This window comes from Arsenicicoccus sp. oral taxon 190 (genome assembly GCF_001189535.1).
Lineage (GTDB): Bacteria > Actinomycetota > Actinomycetes > Actinomycetales > Dermatophilaceae > Arsenicicoccus.
This window is the reverse complement of record NZ_CP012070.1, coordinates 2,601,149-2,619,783: the sequence shown is the minus strand read 5'-3', so window position 1 is coordinate 2,619,783 and position 18,635 is coordinate 2,601,149. Positions and strand designations below refer to the sequence as shown.

Sequence of the window (18,635 nt, the reverse complement as noted above, 5' to 3'; positions counted from 1 at the left end):
GTCCTCGCGCCGTCGTCAGTCCTCGAACCCTCTGGTCGGACTTCCTCCGCGCTCCGGGCCTCGCTCCTGCGTCGCTCGTGTCCTCGCGCCGTCGTCAGTCCTCGAACCCTCTGGTCGGACTTCCTCCGCGCTCCGGGCCTCGCTCCTGCGTCGCTCGTGTCCTCGCGCCGTCGTCAGTCCTCGAAGGCCTCGGGGGACGGGCACGAGCAGATCAGGTTGCGGTCGCCGTAGGCCCCGTCGATGCGGCGCACCACCGGCCAGTACTTCGCCCGCGGGTCCACGCCGGCCGGGAACGCTGCCGTCGCGCGGTCGAAGCCGTAGTCCCACTCCCCCGCCAGCGACTCGGCAGTGTAGGGCGCGTGCCGCAGCACCGAATCGGCCGCCGCGACCTCGCCCGAGCCGACCTCGTCGATCTCCGCCTTGATCGCGATCATCGCGTCGCAGAACCGGTCCAGCTCGCCCTTGTCCTCGGACTCGGTCGGCTCGACCATCAGCGTCCCCGCCACCGGGAAGGACATCGTGGGCGCGTGGAACCCGTAGTCGATGAGCCGCTTCGCCACGTCGTCGACGGTCACGCCGGTGTCGTGGGTGATGCCGCGCAGGTCGAGGATGCACTCGTGGGCGACCAGGCCGTCCTGGCTGTAGAGCACCGGGTAGTGGTCGCGCAGCCGCGCCGCGATGTAATTGGCGTTGAGCACGGCCGCCAGCGTCGCCTGCCGCAGACCCTCCCCACCCATGAGCCGGATGTAGGCCCACGAGATCGGCAGGATCGACGCGGAGCCGTACGGCGCGGACGCCGCCGGCCCGGACCCGGTCTCGGGGCCGGCCTCCGCCGCGAGCGGGTGGTTGGGCACGTATGGCGCCAGGTGCGCCCGCACACCGATCGGCCCCACCCCCGGCCCGCCGCCGCCGTGCGGGATGCAGAAGGTCTTGTGCAGGTTGAGGTGCGACACGTCGGCCCCGAACTTCCCGGGGCGGGCGACACCGACGAGGGCGTTCATGTTGGCGCCGTCGACGTAGACCTGACCGCCGGCCTCGTGCACGAGCTCGCACAGCTCGACGATGGTGTCCTCGTAGACGCCGTGGGTGGACGGGTAGGTCACCATGATCGCGGCGAGCCGCTCGCAGTGCTCCTTGACCTTGCCCCGCAGGTCCTCCATGTCGATGGAGCCCTCGGCGGTGGACTTGATGACCACGACCTTGAATCCGGCCATCACCGCCGAGGCGGCGTTGGTGCCGTGGGCGCTGGACGGGATCAGGCAGATGTCGCGCTCGCCCTGACCACCGGCCTGGTGGTAGGAGCGGATCGCCAGGAGCCCCGCCAGCTCGCCGGACGCGCCGGAGTTGGGCTGCATCGACACGGCGTCGTACCCGGTGATCTCGACGAGCCACTGCTGCAGGTCGGCGACGATCTTGCGGGAGCCCGCGGACTGGTCCGCCGGCACGAAGGGGTGCAGCGACCCGAACTCCGGCCAGGTGATGGGCTCCATCTCGGTGGTGGCGTTGAGCTTCATGGTGCACGAGCCGAGCGGGATCATGCCGCGGTCGAGCGCGTAGTCCCGGTCGGACAGCCGCCGCAGGTAGCGCAGCATCGCGGTCTCGGAGCGGTAGGAGTTGAACACCTCGTGCGTGAGGTAGTCGCTGGTCCGCACCAGCGCCTGCGGCCAGGTCGACTCGAAGTCGGCCGGGACGGCCCCGGAGAAGGTCGCGCCGAACGCCTCGACCACCGCCTCCACCTGGGCGCGGTCGGTGGTCTCGTCGAAGGACACCTGCACCGTGTCGGCGTCGACGCGCCACAGGTTGATGCCGCGCTCGAGGGCGGCGGCCAGGACCTCGTCGGCCCGCCCCGGCACCCGCACGGTCAGCGTGTCGAAGAAGCAGTCGGTGCGCACGTCCACGGACGCCGCCACCAGCGCCTTGCGCGCGGCCTGGGTGTGGCGGTGCACCCGCTCGGCGATGGCGCGCAGCCCCGCCGGGCCGTGCCAGACGGCATACATCGATGCCAGGACGGCCAGCAGCACCTGCGCGGTGCAGATGTTGGAGGTGGCCTTCTCGCGCCGGATGTGCTGCTCGCGGGTCTGCAGCGCCAGCCGGTATGCCGGTGCCCCCGCCTCGTCCACCGACACCCCGACGAGACGCCCAGGCATCGAGCGCTCCAGCCCCTTGCGCACCGACATGAAGCCGGCGTGGGGCCCGCCGAAGCCCATCGGCACGCCGAACCGCTGGGAGTTGCCGACTGCGATGTCCGCGCCCCACTCCCCGGGCGGCGTCAGCAGGGTCAGCGCGAGCAGGTCGGTGGCCGCCGTGACGAGGGCCTTGGACTCGTGGGCGGCGTCGGCGAGGGCGCGCCAGTCACGGACGGCTCCGTCCGCGCCGGGGTACTGCACGACGACGCCGAAGACCGCCTTGCCCCCCACGGCCTGCTCGAGGTCGGCGGCGGAGGCGACCTCGGACAGGTCGGTGCGCAGCACCTCGATGCCGAGCGGGCGGGCGCGGGTGGCGATGACGGCGTAGGACTGCGGCAGCACCTGCGCGTCGACGAGCAGCACGGCGTCCTTGGCGGCCTTGGAGGACCGGCGCATCAGGGTCATGGCCTCGGCGGCGGCGGTGCCCTCGTCGAGCAGCGAGGAGTTGGCGATGTCCAGGCCGGTCAGGTCGTTGACCATGGTCTGGAAGTTGAGCAGCGCCTCGAGCCGGCCCTGGCTGATCTCGGGCTGGTAGGGCGTGTAGGCGGTGTACCAGCCGGGATTCTCCAGCACGTTGCGCTTGACCACGGGCGGGGTGATCGTGCCGTAGTAGCCGAGCCCGATCAGCGACGTGCGCACCTGGTTGCGGTCGGCGATGGCGCGCAGCTCGGCGGTGACGGCCTGCTCGGTGGGCGCCCCCTCCAGCGCCAGCGCGGGGCCGCCGAGGATCGCGGCGGGGGCGGTGCGCGCGATGAGCTCCTCGACGCTCGGCTGGCCGATGACCTCGAGCATCTGCGCGACGTCGTCCTCGCGCGGACCGATGTGGCGGGAGACGAACTCCGGCACGGTGGTGGTGCTGTCTGCGCTCACGGCAGGCTCCTCGGGGCAGGACGGGTGGCGAGCCGGCCGCACCGCTCGGTGCAGCCGTCCCCGCCAGTCGGCGCCACGGTGACGCGCCTCCAAGGTGCCTGCCCACGCGGTCCTGGTGCCTGAGAGGTTCCGGGGATGTTGCCCCTTCGGCGCCCCGCCGACGCTCGGTCCCCCGCGCCGTCGCGACCGGGACGACCTCACGTCGCGGGAGCTCTCCCGCGTGAGGTGATCAGCAGGCTCACCCTAGCAGGGCGGTGGGTCCGGTCAGCCGGCGTGGCGCGCGCGGCGGCGGGCGCCGAGCTCGTCGCCGGGGAAGTCGGGCGCGTTGTCGTCGTCCTCGAAGCGCTCCGACGGCAGCGACGCCAGCTCGCCCTCGATCTCGCGCCAGACCCGGCCGACGGCGATGCCGAAGACGCCCTGCCCGCCCTGGACCAGGTCGATGACCTCGTCGGCGGAGGTGCACTCGTAGACCGAGGCACCGTCGCTCATCAGCGTGATCTGCGCCAGGTCCTCCACGCCGCGCTCGCGCAGCGTGGCGATGGCGACCCGGATCTGCTGCAGCGAGACGCCGGTGTCGAGCAGCCGCTTGACCACCTTGAGCACCAGGATGTCGCGGAAGCCGTAGAGCCGCTGCGTGCCCGACCCGGTCGCGCCGCGCACCGAGGGCTCCACGAGCCCGGTGCGGGCCCAGTAGTCGAGCTGGCGGTAGGTGATGCCGGCGGCCTTGCAGGCGGTGGGGCCGCGGTAGCCGATGTCCTCGGAGAGCTCCGGCAGGTCGTCGTCGAAGAGCAGCCCCTGCGACGCGGTGCGTGTGACCGGCCGGTCGGTGTGCTCCGGACCCACGGCCCCTCCCCTGCGCGCTCGCGCCCGCTCTCGGGTCCCCGCTGGTCGCGGTCCGGTCAGGCTCCGTCTCGACGGTACGTCCCCCCTGGGGGGTCGTCAATCACCCGGGCCTCGCCGCGGTCTCGCGTGTCGGGCCCTCACCAGGACAAACCCGCCCAGGAGCACCAGACCCGTATGCCGGGACCGCCCGCTCGTCGCACGGCGGCTCGTCATACGGACTCGTGGGGGCCCTCGTCCTCGTGGCCCTCGAAGTCCTCGGGGGTGACCTGGTCGAGGAACTCGCGGAACCGCTCGAGCTCGTCGGCCTGCTCCTCGCCGCCCTCCTCGTCGGCGAGGGTGACGCCGGCCTGCTCCAGGAGGTCCTCGGTGGTGACGACCTCGGTGGCGGTCCGCAGCGCCAGCGCGATCGCGTCGGAGGCCCGGGCGTCGACCTCGGTGCCGTCGTCGAAGACCAGGGTGGCGCGGAAGTAGCTGTCCTGCAGGGCGCTGATCTGCACCTGGGTGAGGCTGCGCCCGAGCGCGGTGATGGTGCTCGCGAAGAGGTCGTGGGTCAGCGGGCGCGGCGGCTGCACCCCCTGCTGGGCGTAGGCGATGGCCGTGGCCTCGGCCGCGCCCACCCAGATCGGCAGGTAGCGGCGCCCCCCGCTCTCCTTGAGCAGGACGATCGGCTTGTTGGTCGGCATCTCGACCCGGACCCCGAGGACGTCTAGCGGCTTCACCAGGTCAGCCTAGCGCGCGGGGCTGTGCGGTCAGCGGGTCAGACCGCCACGCACCAGGGCGGCGTGCAGCGACAGGCAGGCGCCGAGGATCGCGGCCGTAGGGTCGTCCTCGCCGCTGCGGCGCGCCGCCGGCCCGCGCACCTGCTCGACCAGCGCGAGCTCGCGGTCGGCAGCGGTGCGGAAGGCGCGCAGGTGCCGAGCCTCGATGCCGAAGGCGGCGAGCTGGCCGGCGGCCCGCGCCACCGCCAGGTCGTCCTCGTCGTAGTGCCCGAGGTCGTCGGGACGCACGAGGCCGTAGCCCTGCAGGCCGTCCAGGGTGCCCGCCTCGATCCCGGCGGAGCGGCACAGCTCGCGAGCGGTGAGCCGCAGCGTGGTGCCGGGGTGCGCCAGCAGCGAGTCCACGGCGTCGGACGCGGCGATCTCCGGGACGGTCGGCATCGGCGCCTCGACCGGGCCGGCCGGGGTGAGCCCGCGGTCGATGGCGTCGAGGGCGTCCTTGATGACCTCCAACGGCCAGAACCGGTCGCGCTGCGCGGTCAGGACGTAGCGCAGGCGCTCGACGTCTTCGTGGGAGAAGACCCGGTAGCCGGAGGGGCGCCGCTCGGGGGTGACCAGGCCCTTGCTCTCGAGGAAGCGGACCTTGCTGATCGTCAGGTCGGGGAACTCCGCGGACAGCTCCGCGACCACGGACCCGATGGTCGACGTGCGCCGGGGCGAGCGGTCCTCGCCGGCCGGCATCACTGGGTGGAGGGCGCGTAGAACACGAGCCGGAACTTGCCGATCTGGACCTCGTCGCCGGCCTGCAGGCGGCTGGCGTCGGTGCGCTCGCGGTTGACGTAGGTGCCGTTGAGCGAGCCCACGTCGCGCACCTCGAAGGTGTCGCCCAGGCGGACGAAGACCGCGTGCCGCCGCGAGACCGTGACGTCGTCGAGGAAGATGTCGCTGTCGGGGTGCCGGCCCGCGCTGACCTCGTCGGCGTCGAGGAGGAAGCGGGCGCCGGTGTTGGGCCCACGCAGCACCACGAGCAGGGCCGTGCCGGGACGCAGCGCGTCGACGGTGGCCTGGTCCTGGGTGGTGAGGCCGCGCTCGAGGTCGGCGTTGCGGTCCAGCGGCTCGCCGCCGACCCCGTGGAACTGCATCGTGGACGGACCCTCGTGGCGGACCGGGCGCGCCTCGCGGTCGGGGTTGCTCGGTGTGCTCATCGGAGTCCCTCCTTGACGGTCAACGGTGTCACCCGCAGCCCACCACGCGGTGCAGAGGGTGACGGCGGGTGACACCGTATGAGAAATGTGCCGCTGGTGCCAGCCTAGCGTCAGCCCAGCTGGGCCTTGTAGGTCTCGACGTCCATGAGACCGTCGAGCTCGGCGGTGTCCGAGACCTTGACGGTGAACATCCAGCCGCCCTCGTAGGGGTCGGAATTGACCGTCTCCGGGGCGCCGTCGAGGTCCTCGTTGACCGCGACGACCTCGCCGCTCACCGGCGAGTAGAGGTCGGAGACCGACTTGGTGGACTCGACCTCGCCGCAGGACTCCCCCGCCGAGACCGTGTCGCCCACCGCGGGCAGGCTCACGTAGACGACGTCGCCCAGCGCGTCCTGCGCGAAGGCGGTGATGCCGATCTTGGCCTGGTCACCGTCGACGGCGACCCACTCGTGCTCGGCGGTGTAGCGAAGGTTCTCGGGGTAGGACAGCTCCGACATGACGCTCCTCGGTGGGGACGGGCGACGGCTCCGACGAGGCCTGTGTCACGGAGTGGGTCTCGTCGTCGGGGCCGGCACGGGTTGGGCGTGACGTGGCTGCGCTGGTGTGGTCAGCGCGTCCACGGTGATCGTAGCGGCCTTGCTCACGGTCGCCGTCGCCCCCTCCTGCTTCATGCTCTCGACGACCCCACCGGGGATCCGCATCGCGGCGTCCATGGTGGCCGGGTCGCCGATGGCGCGGATGAGGTAGGGGGCGCTCAGCCGGGCGTCGGAGGCGTAGAGCGCGCCGTCCTTGGGGGCGAACCACGTGCCGGCCGTGACCCGCGCCGGGCCGACCTGGATCGCCTCCGCGCCCGCGTCGCGCAGCTCCTGCACCACGTCGAGCAGCATCGCGGCAGTCACCTTGCCGCCCGGGTCGCTGACCGTGATCGTGACGCCGGGGCCGGTGGCCTTGGCGGTGCCGGCCAGGATGCCGAGCGTGTCGAGACGCTCCTGGGCGGCCTTGACAGCGGCCTGGCCCTGCTGGGAGCCGTCGACGAGCTCGTCGCGGGTCGCCTGCAGCTTGCGCGCGTCGGCGTCCAGGCGGTCCGAGCGGGTGTTCTGGTCGTCGAGGATGCGCACCAGGTCGGTGGTGCGCAGCGACTCCAGCCCCCTGCGGCTCTGCGACTGGACCTGGGTGGCGAGGGCGAAGCCGAGCAGCAGCGCCAGGGCCGTGGCGGCGAGGTTGGCCTTGGTGGGCCGGGGCCGCCCGACCCGCGCTAGCCGCCGCCAGGGCGACTCCGGCTGCGGCTGGGACGGCTGCTGCGTCGGCTGCTGCGGGGTCCGGGGCTGCTCGTCGCTCATGCGTGGAAGAGGTGCCGGCGGATGGAGGCCACGTTGGAGAAGATCCGGACCCCGAGGACCACGACGACGCCCGTCGACAGCTGCGCGCCCACGCCGAGCTGGTCGCCGAGGAAGACGATCAGCGCCGCGACGACCACGTTGGACAGGAACGAGATCACGAAGACCTTGTCGTTGAAGATGCCGTCGAGGACGGCCCGCAGGCCGCCGAAGACGGCGTCGAGCGCTGCGACCACGGCGATGGGCAGGTAGGGCTGCAGCCACGCCGGGACGGACGGGTCGAGGAAGACGCCGAGCACGATGCCGAGCAGCAGTCCGAGGGCGGGGATCACGGGCGGGCCTCCGTCGTGGTGGTGGGCGGTGCGGCCGTCGTCGCCTGCGGCGACGACGCGGGTGGGGACGTGGGTGATGGCGTCGGTATGGCCGACGCCACCGGCTTGGCGTAGCGCAGCGTCACGGTGCTGTCGCCGCGCAGCGTGAGGTCCTGCTGGGCGGCGATGCCGTGCTGGATGCCGTAGCCGCGGCCGAGCTGATCCAGGGATCGGCCACCCTCGGTGGCCAGGAACCGGCTCTGCAGCGACGCCGGGTCGCCGATCGCGTGGATGACATAGGGGCGCGGGAGCGGTCGGTAGTCGACCAGGATCGCCTCCCCGGCGAAGCGGATCGCCGACGTCGAGGTGAGGCGGTGGCCGTTGATGTCGATGGCCTCGGCGCCCGCCTGCCACAGCCCGTTGACCACGAGCTGGAGGTCGCCGGACTGCACCCGGCCGGGGTCGTCCGACCCGGTCCGGGGGTTGCCGTCGGCGCTGGGGGCACCGGCCGAGCGGGCGTCGTCGACGGTGACCTCGAGGCCGGGCCCGTGGACCGTGGCGGTGGCCGCGGCCAGCTCGGCCTGCTGCACCCGCGCCGCCAGCTGCTGCTGGTCGGCGGAGGTGAGGGCGCGGGCCCGGGCGGCCCCGATCTCGGTCTCCCAGGTGGCCAGCCGCGCCTCGAGACGGTCGGACTCGGCCTGGCGGTGCTCGATCTGCGCGATGAGCGCGGACTTCTGCTGCGAGACCGCCGCCTTGGGCTGACGCAACGCCTGGGCGGCGACCGCGACGAGCAGCCCGATGGCGAACAGCACGAGCGCCATACGCCAGGTGCGCCCTCCCGGGGTGCGGGAGAGTCCGGCTGCCTCCCGGCGATCGGCCTCGGCGGCGTAGCCGGGGTCGAGCGGGCGCTGCATCATCTCGGTGAGCAGCGTCATGCTCTCGTCGGGCCGCCGCGGGCGCGCCGGGGGCGCGGGGCTGGACGGGGTCACGGCGCCTCCTTCGGGGCTCGCTGGGGGTGTCACCTCGGGTCCTGGCGGACGACCTGCTGGGCCTGGACGTAGTACATGATCGCCGACACCCAGTAGAGCCCGAGGCCCCACCAGCCGAAGGCCCAGCCCACGGACCGGACGATCCCGGCTGCAAGCCCGGACACCGCGTGCCCGAGCAGCAGCAGGGGGAAGGCGCTCAGCAGGCAGAAGGTCGCGGCCTTGCCCACGAAGGTCACGGGTAGCCGGCGCAGGCCTCGACCGCGGAGCCGGAGCAGCTCCGTGACGCCCCAGAAGTCCCGTGCGAGCAGGGCCACCACGAACCACCACGGCACGATCCCGGCGAGCAGCAGCCCGGCCAGGGTCGACAGCACGAAGAGCCGGTCGGCGACCGGGTCGAGGAGCTGCCCCAGCCGCGACACGAGGCCGAAGCGGCGGGCCATCGCGCCGTCGAGCCAGTCCGTGGCCGCCGAGGCGGCCAGCACCCAGAACGCGGCCAGCTCGTCGCGGCGCCCGAGCAGCAGCCACAGGAAGACGGGCACGAGCAGGATCCGGGTCACGGTCAGCGCGTTGGGCGTCGTGAGCACGCGATCCGACACCGGTGGCCGGACCCGGTCCTCCGCGCGCCGCTCACCCACCCCTCCAGGCTAGGCCGTGGGCACCCTGCGCGTCGCGGCAGACACCCCGCGGGACGGCGGGATTCACCAGGTGGTGGCTGCGGGCCTCGCGGGTCGTCGTGGCAGGATGCGGCCATGACGACGACGGCGCGCCAGGCTGCCCGCTCCGACCGCGGGCGGGTCAGCGACCACAACGAGGATGCCTTCGCCCTGGACGACGACCTGTGGGTCGTGGCCGACGGCATGGGCGGTCACGCCAGCGGGGAGATCGCGAGCGAGGTGGCAGTCGAGGCCGTCCTGCACGTCGCCGGCGGCGGCGCGGTCCGGGGGCCCGCCGACCTGGCCGACCTGCTGGCCGACGCCGTGGTGGGGGCCCGCGGCGCGGTGGTCGACCGGGCCCGCCAGGACCCCGCGTCGGCGGGCATGGGGACCACGCTGGTCGTGGCCGGGCGCCGCGACGACACGGTGGGGGTCGCGTGGGTCGGGGACAGCCGGGCCTACCTGCTGCACGAGGGCAGGCTGATGCTGGTCAGCAGCGACCACAACGTCGCCCAGGAGATGCTCGCGCTCGGCATGATCGACGCGGAGCAGGCCCGCACCCACCCGGGGCAGTACCAGCTCACCAGAGCCGTCACCGACGACAGCGTCAGCGACGCCACGCCCGACGTCGTGACGGTGCCCGCCCGAGGGCGGCTGCTGCTGTGCTCGGACGGCCTCAACGGCGAGCTCGCCGACGCGACCATCGCCCGGCTGCTCGGCGAGGGCGACCCGGAGACCGCCGCCCGGGCGCTGGTCGACGCGGCCCTGGACGAGGGCGGCCGCGACAACATCACCGTGGTGGTCGTCGACCTCTGAGGCGTGACGTCCTCCCCCGATGGTCGGCGGTAGGTTGGCCGGCATGATCCGGATCGCGACGATCGGCACGAGCGTCATCACCGAGACCTTCCTCGGTGCCGCGCGGGGGCGGGTGGCGGTGTCCGTCGTCCACTCCCGCGACCCGCAGCGCGGCGCGCACCTGGCCCGGACGTATGCCGTGCCCGCCACCACCTCTGACCTCGATGCGCTGCTCGCCCGCGACGACGTGGATGCGGTCTACGTCGCCTCCCCCAACTCCGTGCACCCCGAGCAGGTCCGGGCCTGCCTCGAGGCCGGTCGTCACGTGCTGGCCGAGAAGCCGCTCGCCCCGACCGGCGCCGAGGCCCAGGAGCTCTTCGCGCTGGCGCAGTCCCGGGGGCTGGTGCTGCTGGAGGCGATGCGGTCGGCCTTCGACCCCGGCACCCAGGCGGTGCGCGAGCTGCTGCCGCTGCTCGGGCAGGTGCGGCGGGTGTCCTTCTGCTACCACCAGCGGTCCTCGCGCTACGACCGGGTGCTGGCCGGGGAGCGCGTCAACGTCTTCGACCCCGCGATGGCGGGGGGCGCCCTGCTGGACCTCGGCGTCTACTGCGTGCGGCCGCTGGTCGACCTCTTCGGGATGCCGGAGCGGGTCACGATGGCGCAGGTCGAGGTGACCACCGGGGCGGACGGGGCCGGCGTCGTGCTGGCGACCTACCCCGGGATGGTCGCGGACCTCAGCTACTCCAAGATCACGCGTTCCTCGCTGCCGAGCGTGGTCGAGGGCGAGCTGGGCACCCTGACCATCGACCACGTCGCGGCTCCCCGCGAGCTCGTCGTGGAGCTGCTCGACGGCACCCGCCGCGACGTGCAGGTGCGGGGCGAGGAGCCCAACCTGGGCTACGAGATCGACCGGTTCGCCGAGCTCGTGGAGAGCGGCGACCTGCCGGTGCGCGAGACGGAGGGATCGCTGCTGGCGGCGCGGGTCGTGGACCTCGCCCGGGGACTCTGAGCCGGCGACGCGGGCGCCCCTCGAGCACGCGCCCCGACCCGACGACCGGCGGCCGTCAGCCCGCCGTCAGCCTGCCGTGGGGTCGCTGCCCGGCGAGGGTCGCCGCCGTCGCAGCTGGTAGCGCGACACCCGCCCGAGGAACCACGCCGCGCTGGCCACGCTGGACCCCACGACCAGGCCGATGGCGGTCCCGCAGACGACGCCGACGGACAGCCCGAGCGTGGAGGACGCCAGCCCCGGCTCGAGGCCCAGCTGCGTGACCGACATGAGCCCGAGCGAGCCCGGGACGAGCAGCCAGAAGCTCGGCAGGAAGACCACGAGCCGGGGCAGCCGGGGTCGGACGGCCTCGACCGCTCGCGCACCGAAGCTCGCGGCCACGGCCCCCAGGAACGCCCCGAACCACGGGCTCGGCACCAGCGCCTGCCCCACCACCTGGGCGGTGAAGGTCCCGGCCAGGATCAGCAGGACCCACGGCACCAGCCGGGGCGGCACCGACTCCATCAGGCTCATCCCCACCGTGAGCACGGGCAGCCCGAGCACCGGTGCCCACCAGCCGATCTCGTGGGCGCGGACGTTGGCCAGCATCTGCGGGGGCACCTCGAGCAGCACCGCGGCGGCCCCCACCCCGAGGGCGAAGAGCAGCAGCTGGCTCGCGCCGTAGACCAGCCGGGAGGTCCCGGCCACCATCGCGGTCGCGGCGAGCTCGGACAGCCCGGTCACGATCAGGCCGCCGGGCAGCAGGACCGCCAGCGGCGGCAGCAGGGTGCGCAGCGGCCCGGGGACCCACCCGGCGCGGGCGCACCAGAAGGCCGCGAGGCTGACGAGGAAGGCCGCCACGCTGGGGAAGAGGATCGACAGCAGCTGGTGCCGGCCGCTGTAGCGCATCAGCAGCACGACCAGCGGGCTGCACGCCACGGCGAAGGCGACGCTGCGCAGCGACGGCTGCAGGATCATCGCGATCCCGAAGGCCACGAGGGCGCCGCCGGCATACAGCCCCCGCACCCGGTAGCGGTGGGGGCGGGCCCGCAGCGCCACCAGGCGCTCCAGGGCCGCGGTCGGCGACATCGACCCGGACTCCAGCCCCCGCTGGATGACGTTGACCTCGGCGCTCTGGTCGAGGCGCAGCGGCCCCTCCACGGCCTCGAAGGTGGCGGCGGAGCCGTAGCCGAGCGACAGCGAGACACCGGTGGGCAGCGCCGAGAGCTGGCAGCCCGGCTGGCCCATCGCCCGGGCGCACCGTCGCACGTCGGCCTCGACCTCGTGGACGGGCATGCCGCCCGCGACCAGCGCCGCGGCCAGGTAGACCAGCACCCGCCGGGTGTGCCGCTCGTCGGGAGCGCCGCTGGTCGGCACGGGGTCCGTGGTCACGGGGGGCAGACTACCGTCGGTGACGGCCGTGCCACGGGTGGCGCGGTCCCGGGCGGTGTGGCCGGGGGTCTGTCGGTGGGGCGGCATACGGTGGAACCATGACGAGCACCCGCACCGAACGCGACAGCATGGGCGCCATCGAGGTGGCCGCCGACCGTTACTGGGGCGCCCAGACCCAGCGCAGCCTCGGCAACTTCGACATCGGCCGCGACACCTTCGTGTGGGGGCGGCCCATGATCCGGGCCCTCGGGATCCTCAAGAAGTCCGCGGCCCTGGCCAACGCCGAGCTCGGTGAGCTGCCGCAGGACGTCGCCGACCTGGTGGTGCGCGCCGCCGACGAGGTGGTCGACGGCCGGCTCGACGAGCACTTCCCGCTGGTGGTCTTCCAGACCGGGTCGGGCACGCAGTCCAACATGAACGCCAACGAGGTGGTGTCCAACCGCGCGATCGAGCTCGCCGGGGGCACCCTCGGCAGCAAGGACCCGGTCCACCCCAACGACCACGTCAACCGCGGCCAGTCCAGCAACGACACCTTCCCCACCGCGATGCACATCGCGGTGGCGCTGGAGCTGACCGAGCGGCTCTACCCCGCGGTGACCGCGCTGCGCGACGAGCTGGAGCGCAAGGCCACGGAGTTCGCCGACGTCGTCAAGGTCGGCCGCACCCACCTGCAGGACGCGACACCCATCACCCTCGGCCAGGAGATCGGTGGCTGGGTCGCCCAGCTCGACCAGGCGCTCGCCGAGGTCCGCCACGCCGAGCAGGGTGTCCTCGCGCTCGCGATCGGCGGCACGGCCGTCGGCACCGGGCTCAACGCCCACCCCGACTTCGGGGCCCGCGCGGCGCAGCGGATCGCCGACGAGACCGGCCTGGGCTTCCACCAGGCGCCCAACCTCTTCGCGGCGCTGTCGGCCCACGACGCGCTCGTCACCGTCAGCGCCACCCTGCGCACCCTTGGCGGCGCCCTGATGAAGGTCGCCAACGACGTGCGCTGGCTCGCCTCCGGGCCGCGCAACGGCATCGGCGAGATCACCATCCCGGAGAACGAGCCCGGCTCCAGCATCATGCCCGGCAAGGTCAACCCCACCCAGTGCGAGGCGCTGACCATGGTCGCGACCCGGGTCTTCGGCAACGACGCGACGGTGGCCTTCGCCGGGTCGCAGGGCAACTTCCAGCTCAACGTCTACAAGCCCGTCATGGCGCACGCGGTGCTGGAGTCGACCCGGCTGCTCGCCGACGCGTGCGAGTCCTTCCGCGTGCACTGCGCCGTCGGCATCGAGCCCGCCCGCGAGCGGATCGCCGACAACCTCGAGCGCAACCTCATGGTCGTCACCGCGCTCAACCGCCACATCGGCTACGACAAGGCCGCCGCCATCGCCAAGAAGGCGCACAAGGAGGGCACGACCCTCCGGGAGGCCGCCCTGGCGACGGGCGACGTCTCCGAGCAGGACTTCGACCGGTGGGTCGTGCCGATGGACATGACCCACCCCTCCGCGGGCTGACCCCGGGCGCAAGCCCCACCCCACCCTGTCGCCATGACAGGGTGGGACGATCGCCGAGTCCGACCACCCCCCCAGGAGGTTTCGAATGTCCGAGCAGGACCAGCAGGACCAGCCCGTCGACGAGCGCGCCAACGCCGAGTCCCGCGTGGCCGAGCAGGAGGCCAGCCAGACCCGGCAGGGGGCGTCCTCGGGCGGCCCGGTGCCGGCCGACTACCCTGCGGCGGGGCGCACCCCCGCCGAGCAGGACGAGGCCGAGGACGTGCCCGGCGGCACCGCTGCGGGCAGCCCGCTCGCCGGCGTGCGCATCTCCGACGAGGACGCCGCGGACGCCGTGTCGGGCGACCAGGGCCCCGAGCACCCGGGCCGGCGCTCCCAGAGCCCCACGACGGACTGACAGCCCTACGACGAACCGAGGACAGGTCCGACCACGCAGGCGCCCCGGCCCCACCGAGCGGTGGGACCGGGGCGCCCGGCATACGCACCGTCACGGTGTCAGCAGGGCCGCTCCTGCGGGGCGCGCGCCGCCGTCTGGGCGGGGTCGCGCTGCACCACGTCGCCAAGAGCGTCGTCGATGGCCTTCATCACGTCGGCCTCGAGCGTGACGCCGGCCGCCTTGACGTTGTCCTTGATCTGCTCGGGCCGGGAGGCACCGACGAGCGCGGCGGCGACGTTGGGGTTCTGCAGCACCCACGCGACGGCGAGCTGCGGCATGGTCAGGCCGGCGTCGGCGGCGATCGGCTTCAGGCCCTGGACCGCCTCGAGCACCTCGTCGCGCATGAGCTCCTTCATGGACTGCCCGGCCTCGGCGTGCCCGGCGCGGGTGTCCTGGCCGGGCTGCTGGCCGGGAAGGTACTTGCCGGACAGCACGCCCTGCGCCATCGGGCTCCACACGATCTGCGAGAGGCCGAGCTCCTCGCAGGTGGGGACGACCTGGTCTTCGATGACGCGCCACAGCATGGAGTACTGCGGCTGGGAGGAGATCAGCGGCACGTGCAGCTCCTGCGCCAGCCGGTGGCCCTCGCGGATCTGCTCCGCGGTCCACTCGCTCACGCCGATGTAGAGCGCCTTGCCCTGGCGCACCACGTCGGCGAAGGCCTGCATGGTCTCCTCGAGCGGCGTCTCGGTGTCGAAGCGGTGCGCCTGGTAGAGGTCGACGTAGTCGGTCTGCAGCCGGCGCAGCGACCCGTCGATGGACTCCATGATGTGCTTGCGGGACAGGCCGCAGTCGTTGTGGCCGCCGGGGCCGGTGGGCCAGTAGACCTTGGTGAAGATCTCCAGCGACTCGCGGCGCTGCCCCTGCAGGGCCTCGCCGAGCACCGTCTCGGCCTTGGTGTTGGCGTAGACGTCGGCCGTGTCGAAGGTCGTGATGCCCTCGTCCAGGGCGGCGCGCACGCACTGCTTGGCGGTGTCGTTCTCCACCTGCGAGCCGTGGGTGAGCCAGTTGCCGTAGGTGATCTCGCTGATCTTCAGTCCGCTGTTTCCGAGGTATCGAAACTCCATGGCTGCCACGCTAGTCCGGCGCGGCGTCCCGTGGTGGCTCGCCGGTGGTCGAGGTTGCTCAGGCGCAGTGGACGCAGCGCACCGCGGTCGGTCGGGCGAGCAGCCGCCCGGTCGCGATGGGCTCCCCGCAGACCTCGCAGCGGCCGTCCCAGCCGGCGTCGACGCGCGCCACGGCCGCGTCGATCTCCGCCAGCCGGGCCCGGGCCGAGCGCAGCAGCGCGGCCGTCTGCTCCCGGTCCCACGCGATGGTCTGGCCCTCGGGGTCGTGCTCGTCGTCGGCGTTGCTCGCCGCGCTGGCCGCCACGATGCGCGACCGGTCCCGCTCCAGGTCAGCGATCCGCTCGGCGGTGCGCGCCCGCAGGTCCGCCAGGGCGCCGGGCAGCTCTCGAGGGATCATCCAGGCAGTATGCCGCGCGTCGCCGCCGCCTCACCGTGTCACGATTCATTCGTATGCCGATTGCATTGCCCCACCCGTATTTGTCATACTGGAACAGCCACAACGGTGTGCCTCGTACCCGCAGATCGATCAGCAGGAGGTCACCCCATGGCTCTCGTCAAGACCTGGCTCCGTTCCTTCGACCGGTGGACGCTCGTCGCGTTCAACCCGGAGGTTCCGGGCTACCGGGGTCGCTGAGCGACCCCATCCCCCTCGCACGGCTCCGTCGCGTCCCTCACGCGGCGGGGCCGTCGCCATGCCCCGAGGTCCGTGCACCCCGAGCGGAGCCGATCACTCCTGTGGGCTGCGGCGGTCAGTACCCGACCGCACTCAACTGCCGATGGTCGGACGTTGCGATCGTGCCGAGAAGCGGAAGCCCGAGGCACGACCACAGGCGGTCCAAGGAGGAACCCCACCGCCGCCCGCACGGCCGCAGTCACCGGGGCCTGCCTCGACGCCCTGGCCGACCGGAGCCTGCCGGTGGCCTTCCTCGGCACCGGCGTGCAGGCCCGCTCCCACCTGCAGGTGCTGGCGGCGCTGGGGTTCCCCGACGTGCGGGTCTACGGCCGACGACCGCAGGCACGCACCGCGGTAGCGGCCTGGGCGCGGCATACGGTCCCGGGGGTGACGGTGGAGGTGACCGACGACCGGGAGGCCGCCGTCCGCGGAGCCGCCACCGTCATCACGGGGCCTGACCATCGGGCTGCGCGGGCTCGAGCTCGAGCCCGGGTGGGTGCGCGAGGACGCGCTGCTGCTGCCGCTGGACTACGCCAGCAGCGTCGGCGCCGACCTGGCGCGCACCGCCACCCTCGTCTCCGACGACGTGGAGCAGCTGGCCGCGGTGGCCCCGGCCAAGCTGGCGCTCGACTACCCGGCGGGGACGGGGTGGACCGGGGACGCGATCCGGGCGCCCCGCCCCGACGGGCGGCTGGTCTGCCTGAACCTCGGGATCGCGGCGGCCGACATCGTCCTCGCGGCCTACGTCACGGACCGGGCCGAGGACCAGCGGGTCGGCACGGTGCCCGCCCGCTGACCGCGCCGATCCGCGGGTCGAGGGTCCGCCAACCTCCCCCCGGGCCACCAGCCCTGGTGGGATGGGGAGGGCCACCCCCACCACGAAGGAGGCACGACCGTGAAGCGCATCGGCTACTTCCTGTCCTGCGAGGAGTACTCCCCCACCGAGATCGTCGAGCAGGCCCGCCTCGCCGGCGAGGCGGGCTTCGACGCCCTGTGGATCAGCGACCACTTCCACCCGTGGACCGACGCGCAGGGCGAGTCCGCCTTCGTCTGGTCGGCCATCGGTGCCATCAGCCAGGTCTGCGACCTGCCCGTCACGACCGCCGTCACGTGCCCGACGGTCCGGCTGCACCCGGCGATCGTCGCGCAGGCCGCCGCCACGAGCGCCTGCCTGCTCGGCCCCGGGAGGTTCACCCTCGGCGTGGGCAGCGGCGAGGCAATCAACGAGCACATCCTCGGCGATGTCTGGCCGCACGCCGGCCAGCGGCTCGAGATGCTCGAGGAGGCCATCGGGCTGATCCGCGAGCTGTGGACCGGCGAGGTCGTCTCGCACGAGGGGCCCTACTACACCGTCGACACGGCGCGGATCTACTCCCTGCCCGAGGAGACGCCGCAGATCTTCGTGTCCGCCTTCGGCCCCAAGGCCCTGGACCTCGCCTGCCGCGTCGGCGACGGCTTCGTGACGACCATGCCCGACGCCGACAGCGTGAAGACCTTCCGCCAGGCCAGGGGCGCGGACGCCCCCACCCAGGCCGGCTTCAAGGTCGGCTGGGGCCCGGACAAGGAGCAGGCCATCGACGACGCCTTCCGCCTGTGGCCCAACGCCGGGGTGCCCGGCGAGCTCAGCCAGGTGCTGCCGAGCCCGCAGCACTTCGAGCAGGCCGCCGAGCTGGTCACGCGGGAGAAGTTCGCCGGGTCCGCGACCTTCGGCGACGACGTGTCCGCCCACGTGGAGGCGTTCGCGCCGTTCGCGGAGGCCGGGTTCGACGACGTGTATGTCGCCAACATGGGCCCCCGCTACGCCGACATGATCGAGGTCTACGGCAAGGAGGTCCTGCCCGAGCTGCGGTCCCGCCACGGGATCCGCTGACGCCGGCACGCACGCTCACCCGAGCACTCGCCCTTCCCACCACCCGAGCCTCCGCGCCACTCGCGCATCGCGCCACCCGAGCATCGACAGTCAGGAGCCGCCATGACCACCTCCCCCGGGCGCCCCGCCCACCGCACCCCCGTCGCCCCCGCTCTGCACGCGCTGGAGCAGGCCGGCACCCTCGACCCGGTCGTCGACGCCGCCGACCAGGCCGCCGGCGCGCTCGTCGCCGACCAGGCACGCCGTGACCTGCTGCAGGGCGCCTGGCTCGGCCACGCCGTGCACCCCCTGCTCGTCGAGGTGCCGATCGGGACCTGGATGAGCGCGGCCGTGCTGGACCTCGCGGGCGGCGAGCGTGCCCGGGACGGCGCGCAGCTGCTCACCGGCGTCGGCCTGCTGGCCGTCGTGCCGACCGCCCTCACCGGATGGGCGGAGTACCCCCAGGGCGGGCGCCGGTCCCGCCGCGTCGCCGTCGTGCACGCCGGGGCCAACGGCCTCGGGGCCGGGCTGCAGCTCGCCTCGTGGGGCGCCCGCCGCTCGGGCCACCACCGGCTGGGGGCGGCGCTCGGTCTCGCGAGCCTCAGCCTCGTCGGCGCCGCCGGCTACCTGGGCGGGCACCTGGCCGCGGCCCGCAAGGTGGGCAGCCACGACCCGTCCTTCGGCCCGGACCCGGCGGACGCGCCCGGCACGGCAGGGACGCCCGGGACGACCACCGACAGCGAGCACCACCCGGCCACGCTGGTGTAGGTGAGCGAGGGAGGCGGCATACGGCCCTGGCTGTCGTCGCCCACCCCTCACGGTGACGTCG

20 protein-coding genes, 1 pseudogene and 1 riboswitch are annotated in these 18,635 nt (G+C 73.5%); of the genes and pseudogenes, 8 read left to right on the top strand and 13 right to left on the bottom strand.

From position 1 onward, the window contains the following. Window positions 1-173: 173 nt before the first annotated feature. The 10 genes from gcvP to ADJ73_RS12130 all read right to left on the bottom strand — a co-directional run bounded on the left by gcvP (window position 174) and on the right by ADJ73_RS12130 (window position 9,092). Window positions 174-3,056, bottom strand: a complete 2,883-nt coding sequence (gene gcvP, locus ADJ73_RS12175) for an aminomethyl-transferring glycine dehydrogenase (protein ID WP_050348478.1) — start codon at window positions 3,054-3,056, stop codon at window positions 174-176. A gap of 97 nt (window positions 3,057-3,153) precedes the next feature. Beyond that, window positions 3,154-3,285: riboswitch (glycine riboswitch) on the bottom strand. A gap of 35 nt (window positions 3,286-3,320) precedes the next feature. Next, window positions 3,321-3,899 (bottom strand): MerR family transcriptional regulator, encoded by a 579-nt coding sequence (locus tag ADJ73_RS12170; RefSeq protein WP_050348477.1) that lies wholly within the window; start codon window positions 3,897-3,899, stop codon window positions 3,321-3,323. Between the two features lie 209 nt (window positions 3,900-4,108). Then, entirely contained in the window at window positions 4,109-4,618 is a 510-nt protein-coding gene (locus ADJ73_RS12165) for a bifunctional nuclease family protein (RefSeq protein WP_050348476.1), read from the bottom strand. 30 nt (window positions 4,619-4,648) lie between these two features. Next, the gene (gene ftsR, locus ADJ73_RS12160; protein ID WP_253272565.1) at window positions 4,649-5,305 is read right to left on the bottom strand and encodes a transcriptional regulator FtsR; all 657 of its coding nucleotides are present in this window, start codon (window positions 5,303-5,305) and stop codon (window positions 4,649-4,651) included. Window positions 5,306-5,355: 50 nt separating this feature from the next. After that, window positions 5,356-5,820 carry an FHA domain-containing protein gene (locus ADJ73_RS12155; RefSeq protein WP_050348474.1) on the bottom strand — a complete coding sequence of 155 codons (465 nt, stop codon included), beginning with the start codon at window positions 5,818-5,820 and terminating at the stop codon, window positions 5,356-5,358. Window positions 5,821-5,930: 110 nt separating this feature from the next. Next, window positions 5,931-6,317, bottom strand: a complete 387-nt coding sequence (gene gcvH, locus ADJ73_RS12150; RefSeq protein ID WP_050348473.1) for a glycine cleavage system protein GcvH — start codon at window positions 6,315-6,317, stop codon at window positions 5,931-5,933. Between the two features lie 45 nt (window positions 6,318-6,362). After that, entirely contained in the window at window positions 6,363-7,160 is a 798-nt protein-coding gene (locus ADJ73_RS12145) for a DUF881 domain-containing protein (RefSeq protein WP_082176971.1), read from the bottom strand. Further along, a complete protein-coding gene (locus ADJ73_RS12140; protein ID WP_050348472.1) occupies window positions 7,157-7,489 on the bottom strand; it encodes a small basic family protein in 333 nt (110 codons plus the stop codon). Before ADJ73_RS12140 ends, ADJ73_RS12145 begins: the two co-directional genes overlap by 4 nt. Further along, a complete protein-coding gene (locus ADJ73_RS12135; protein ID WP_050348471.1) occupies window positions 7,486-8,457 on the bottom strand; it encodes a DUF881 domain-containing protein in 972 nt (323 codons plus the stop codon). Before ADJ73_RS12135 ends, ADJ73_RS12140 begins: the two co-directional genes overlap by 4 nt. A 29-nt stretch (window positions 8,458-8,486) precedes the next feature. Continuing rightward, a complete protein-coding gene (locus ADJ73_RS12130) occupies window positions 8,487-9,092 on the bottom strand; it encodes a CDP-alcohol phosphatidyltransferase family protein (RefSeq protein ID WP_050348470.1) in 606 nt (201 codons plus the stop codon). Between the two features lie 114 nt (window positions 9,093-9,206). Here ADJ73_RS12130 and ADJ73_RS12125 point away from each other — a divergent pair, with 114 nt between their 5' ends. Both ADJ73_RS12125 and ADJ73_RS12120 read left to right on the top strand, forming a co-directional pair. Further along, the gene (locus ADJ73_RS12125) at window positions 9,207-9,926 is read left to right on the top strand and encodes a PP2C family protein-serine/threonine phosphatase (protein WP_050348469.1); all 720 of its coding nucleotides are present in this window, start codon (window positions 9,207-9,209) and stop codon (window positions 9,924-9,926) included. 43 nt (window positions 9,927-9,969) lie between these two features. Then, complete coding sequence (locus ADJ73_RS12120; RefSeq protein ID WP_050348468.1) at window positions 9,970-10,914, top strand: Gfo/Idh/MocA family protein; 945 nt, start codon at window positions 9,970-9,972, stop codon at window positions 10,912-10,914. Between the two features lie 66 nt (window positions 10,915-10,980). On the opposite strand, the gene ADJ73_RS12115 is transcribed toward ADJ73_RS12120, so the two are convergent. Further along, window positions 10,981-12,282, bottom strand: a complete 1,302-nt coding sequence (locus tag ADJ73_RS12115) for a threonine/serine ThrE exporter family protein (protein ID WP_050349434.1) — start codon at window positions 12,280-12,282, stop codon at window positions 10,981-10,983. Window positions 12,283-12,380: 98 nt separating this feature from the next. Here ADJ73_RS12115 and fumC point away from each other — a divergent pair, with 98 nt between their 5' ends. Together fumC and ADJ73_RS12105 are read left to right on the top strand one after the other, a co-directional pair. Then, the gene (gene fumC / locus ADJ73_RS12110; protein WP_050348467.1) at window positions 12,381-13,784 is read left to right on the top strand and encodes a class II fumarate hydratase; all 1,404 of its coding nucleotides are present in this window, start codon (window positions 12,381-12,383) and stop codon (window positions 13,782-13,784) included. An 85-nt stretch (window positions 13,785-13,869) separates the two neighbouring features. Then, the gene (locus ADJ73_RS12105) at window positions 13,870-14,178 is read left to right on the top strand and encodes a hypothetical protein (RefSeq protein ID WP_050348466.1); all 309 of its coding nucleotides are present in this window, start codon (window positions 13,870-13,872) and stop codon (window positions 14,176-14,178) included. Between the two features lie 98 nt (window positions 14,179-14,276). Here ADJ73_RS12105 and ADJ73_RS12100 read toward each other — a convergent pair whose 3' ends face one another. After that, complete coding sequence (locus ADJ73_RS12100) at window positions 14,277-15,284, bottom strand: aldo/keto reductase family protein (RefSeq protein ID WP_050348465.1); 1,008 nt, start codon at window positions 15,282-15,284, stop codon at window positions 14,277-14,279. 58 nt (window positions 15,285-15,342) lie between these two features. Continuing rightward, entirely contained in the window at window positions 15,343-15,681 is a 339-nt protein-coding gene (locus tag ADJ73_RS12095; protein WP_050348464.1) for a TraR/DksA family transcriptional regulator, read from the bottom strand. A gap of 309 nt (window positions 15,682-15,990) precedes the next feature. Between ADJ73_RS12095 and ADJ73_RS17860 the strand changes: the two are divergent. From ADJ73_RS17860 to ADJ73_RS12080, 4 genes and pseudogenes are all read left to right on the top strand, one after another. Beyond that, window positions 15,991-16,356: pseudogene (locus ADJ73_RS17860) on the top strand (ornithine cyclodeaminase family protein); the annotation flags it as partial. Window positions 16,357-16,453: 97 nt separating this feature from the next. Continuing rightward, a complete protein-coding gene (locus ADJ73_RS12090; protein WP_050348463.1) occupies window positions 16,454-16,753 on the top strand; it encodes a hypothetical protein in 300 nt (99 codons plus the stop codon). A gap of 99 nt (window positions 16,754-16,852) precedes the next feature. Next, window positions 16,853-17,827, top strand: a complete 975-nt coding sequence (locus ADJ73_RS12085; RefSeq protein WP_050348462.1) for a TIGR03557 family F420-dependent LLM class oxidoreductase — start codon at window positions 16,853-16,855, stop codon at window positions 17,825-17,827. Window positions 17,828-17,929: 102 nt separating this feature from the next. Next, entirely contained in the window at window positions 17,930-18,574 is a 645-nt protein-coding gene (locus tag ADJ73_RS12080) for a DUF2231 domain-containing protein (RefSeq protein ID WP_082176969.1), read from the top strand. Window positions 18,575-18,635: the final 61 nt, after the last annotated feature.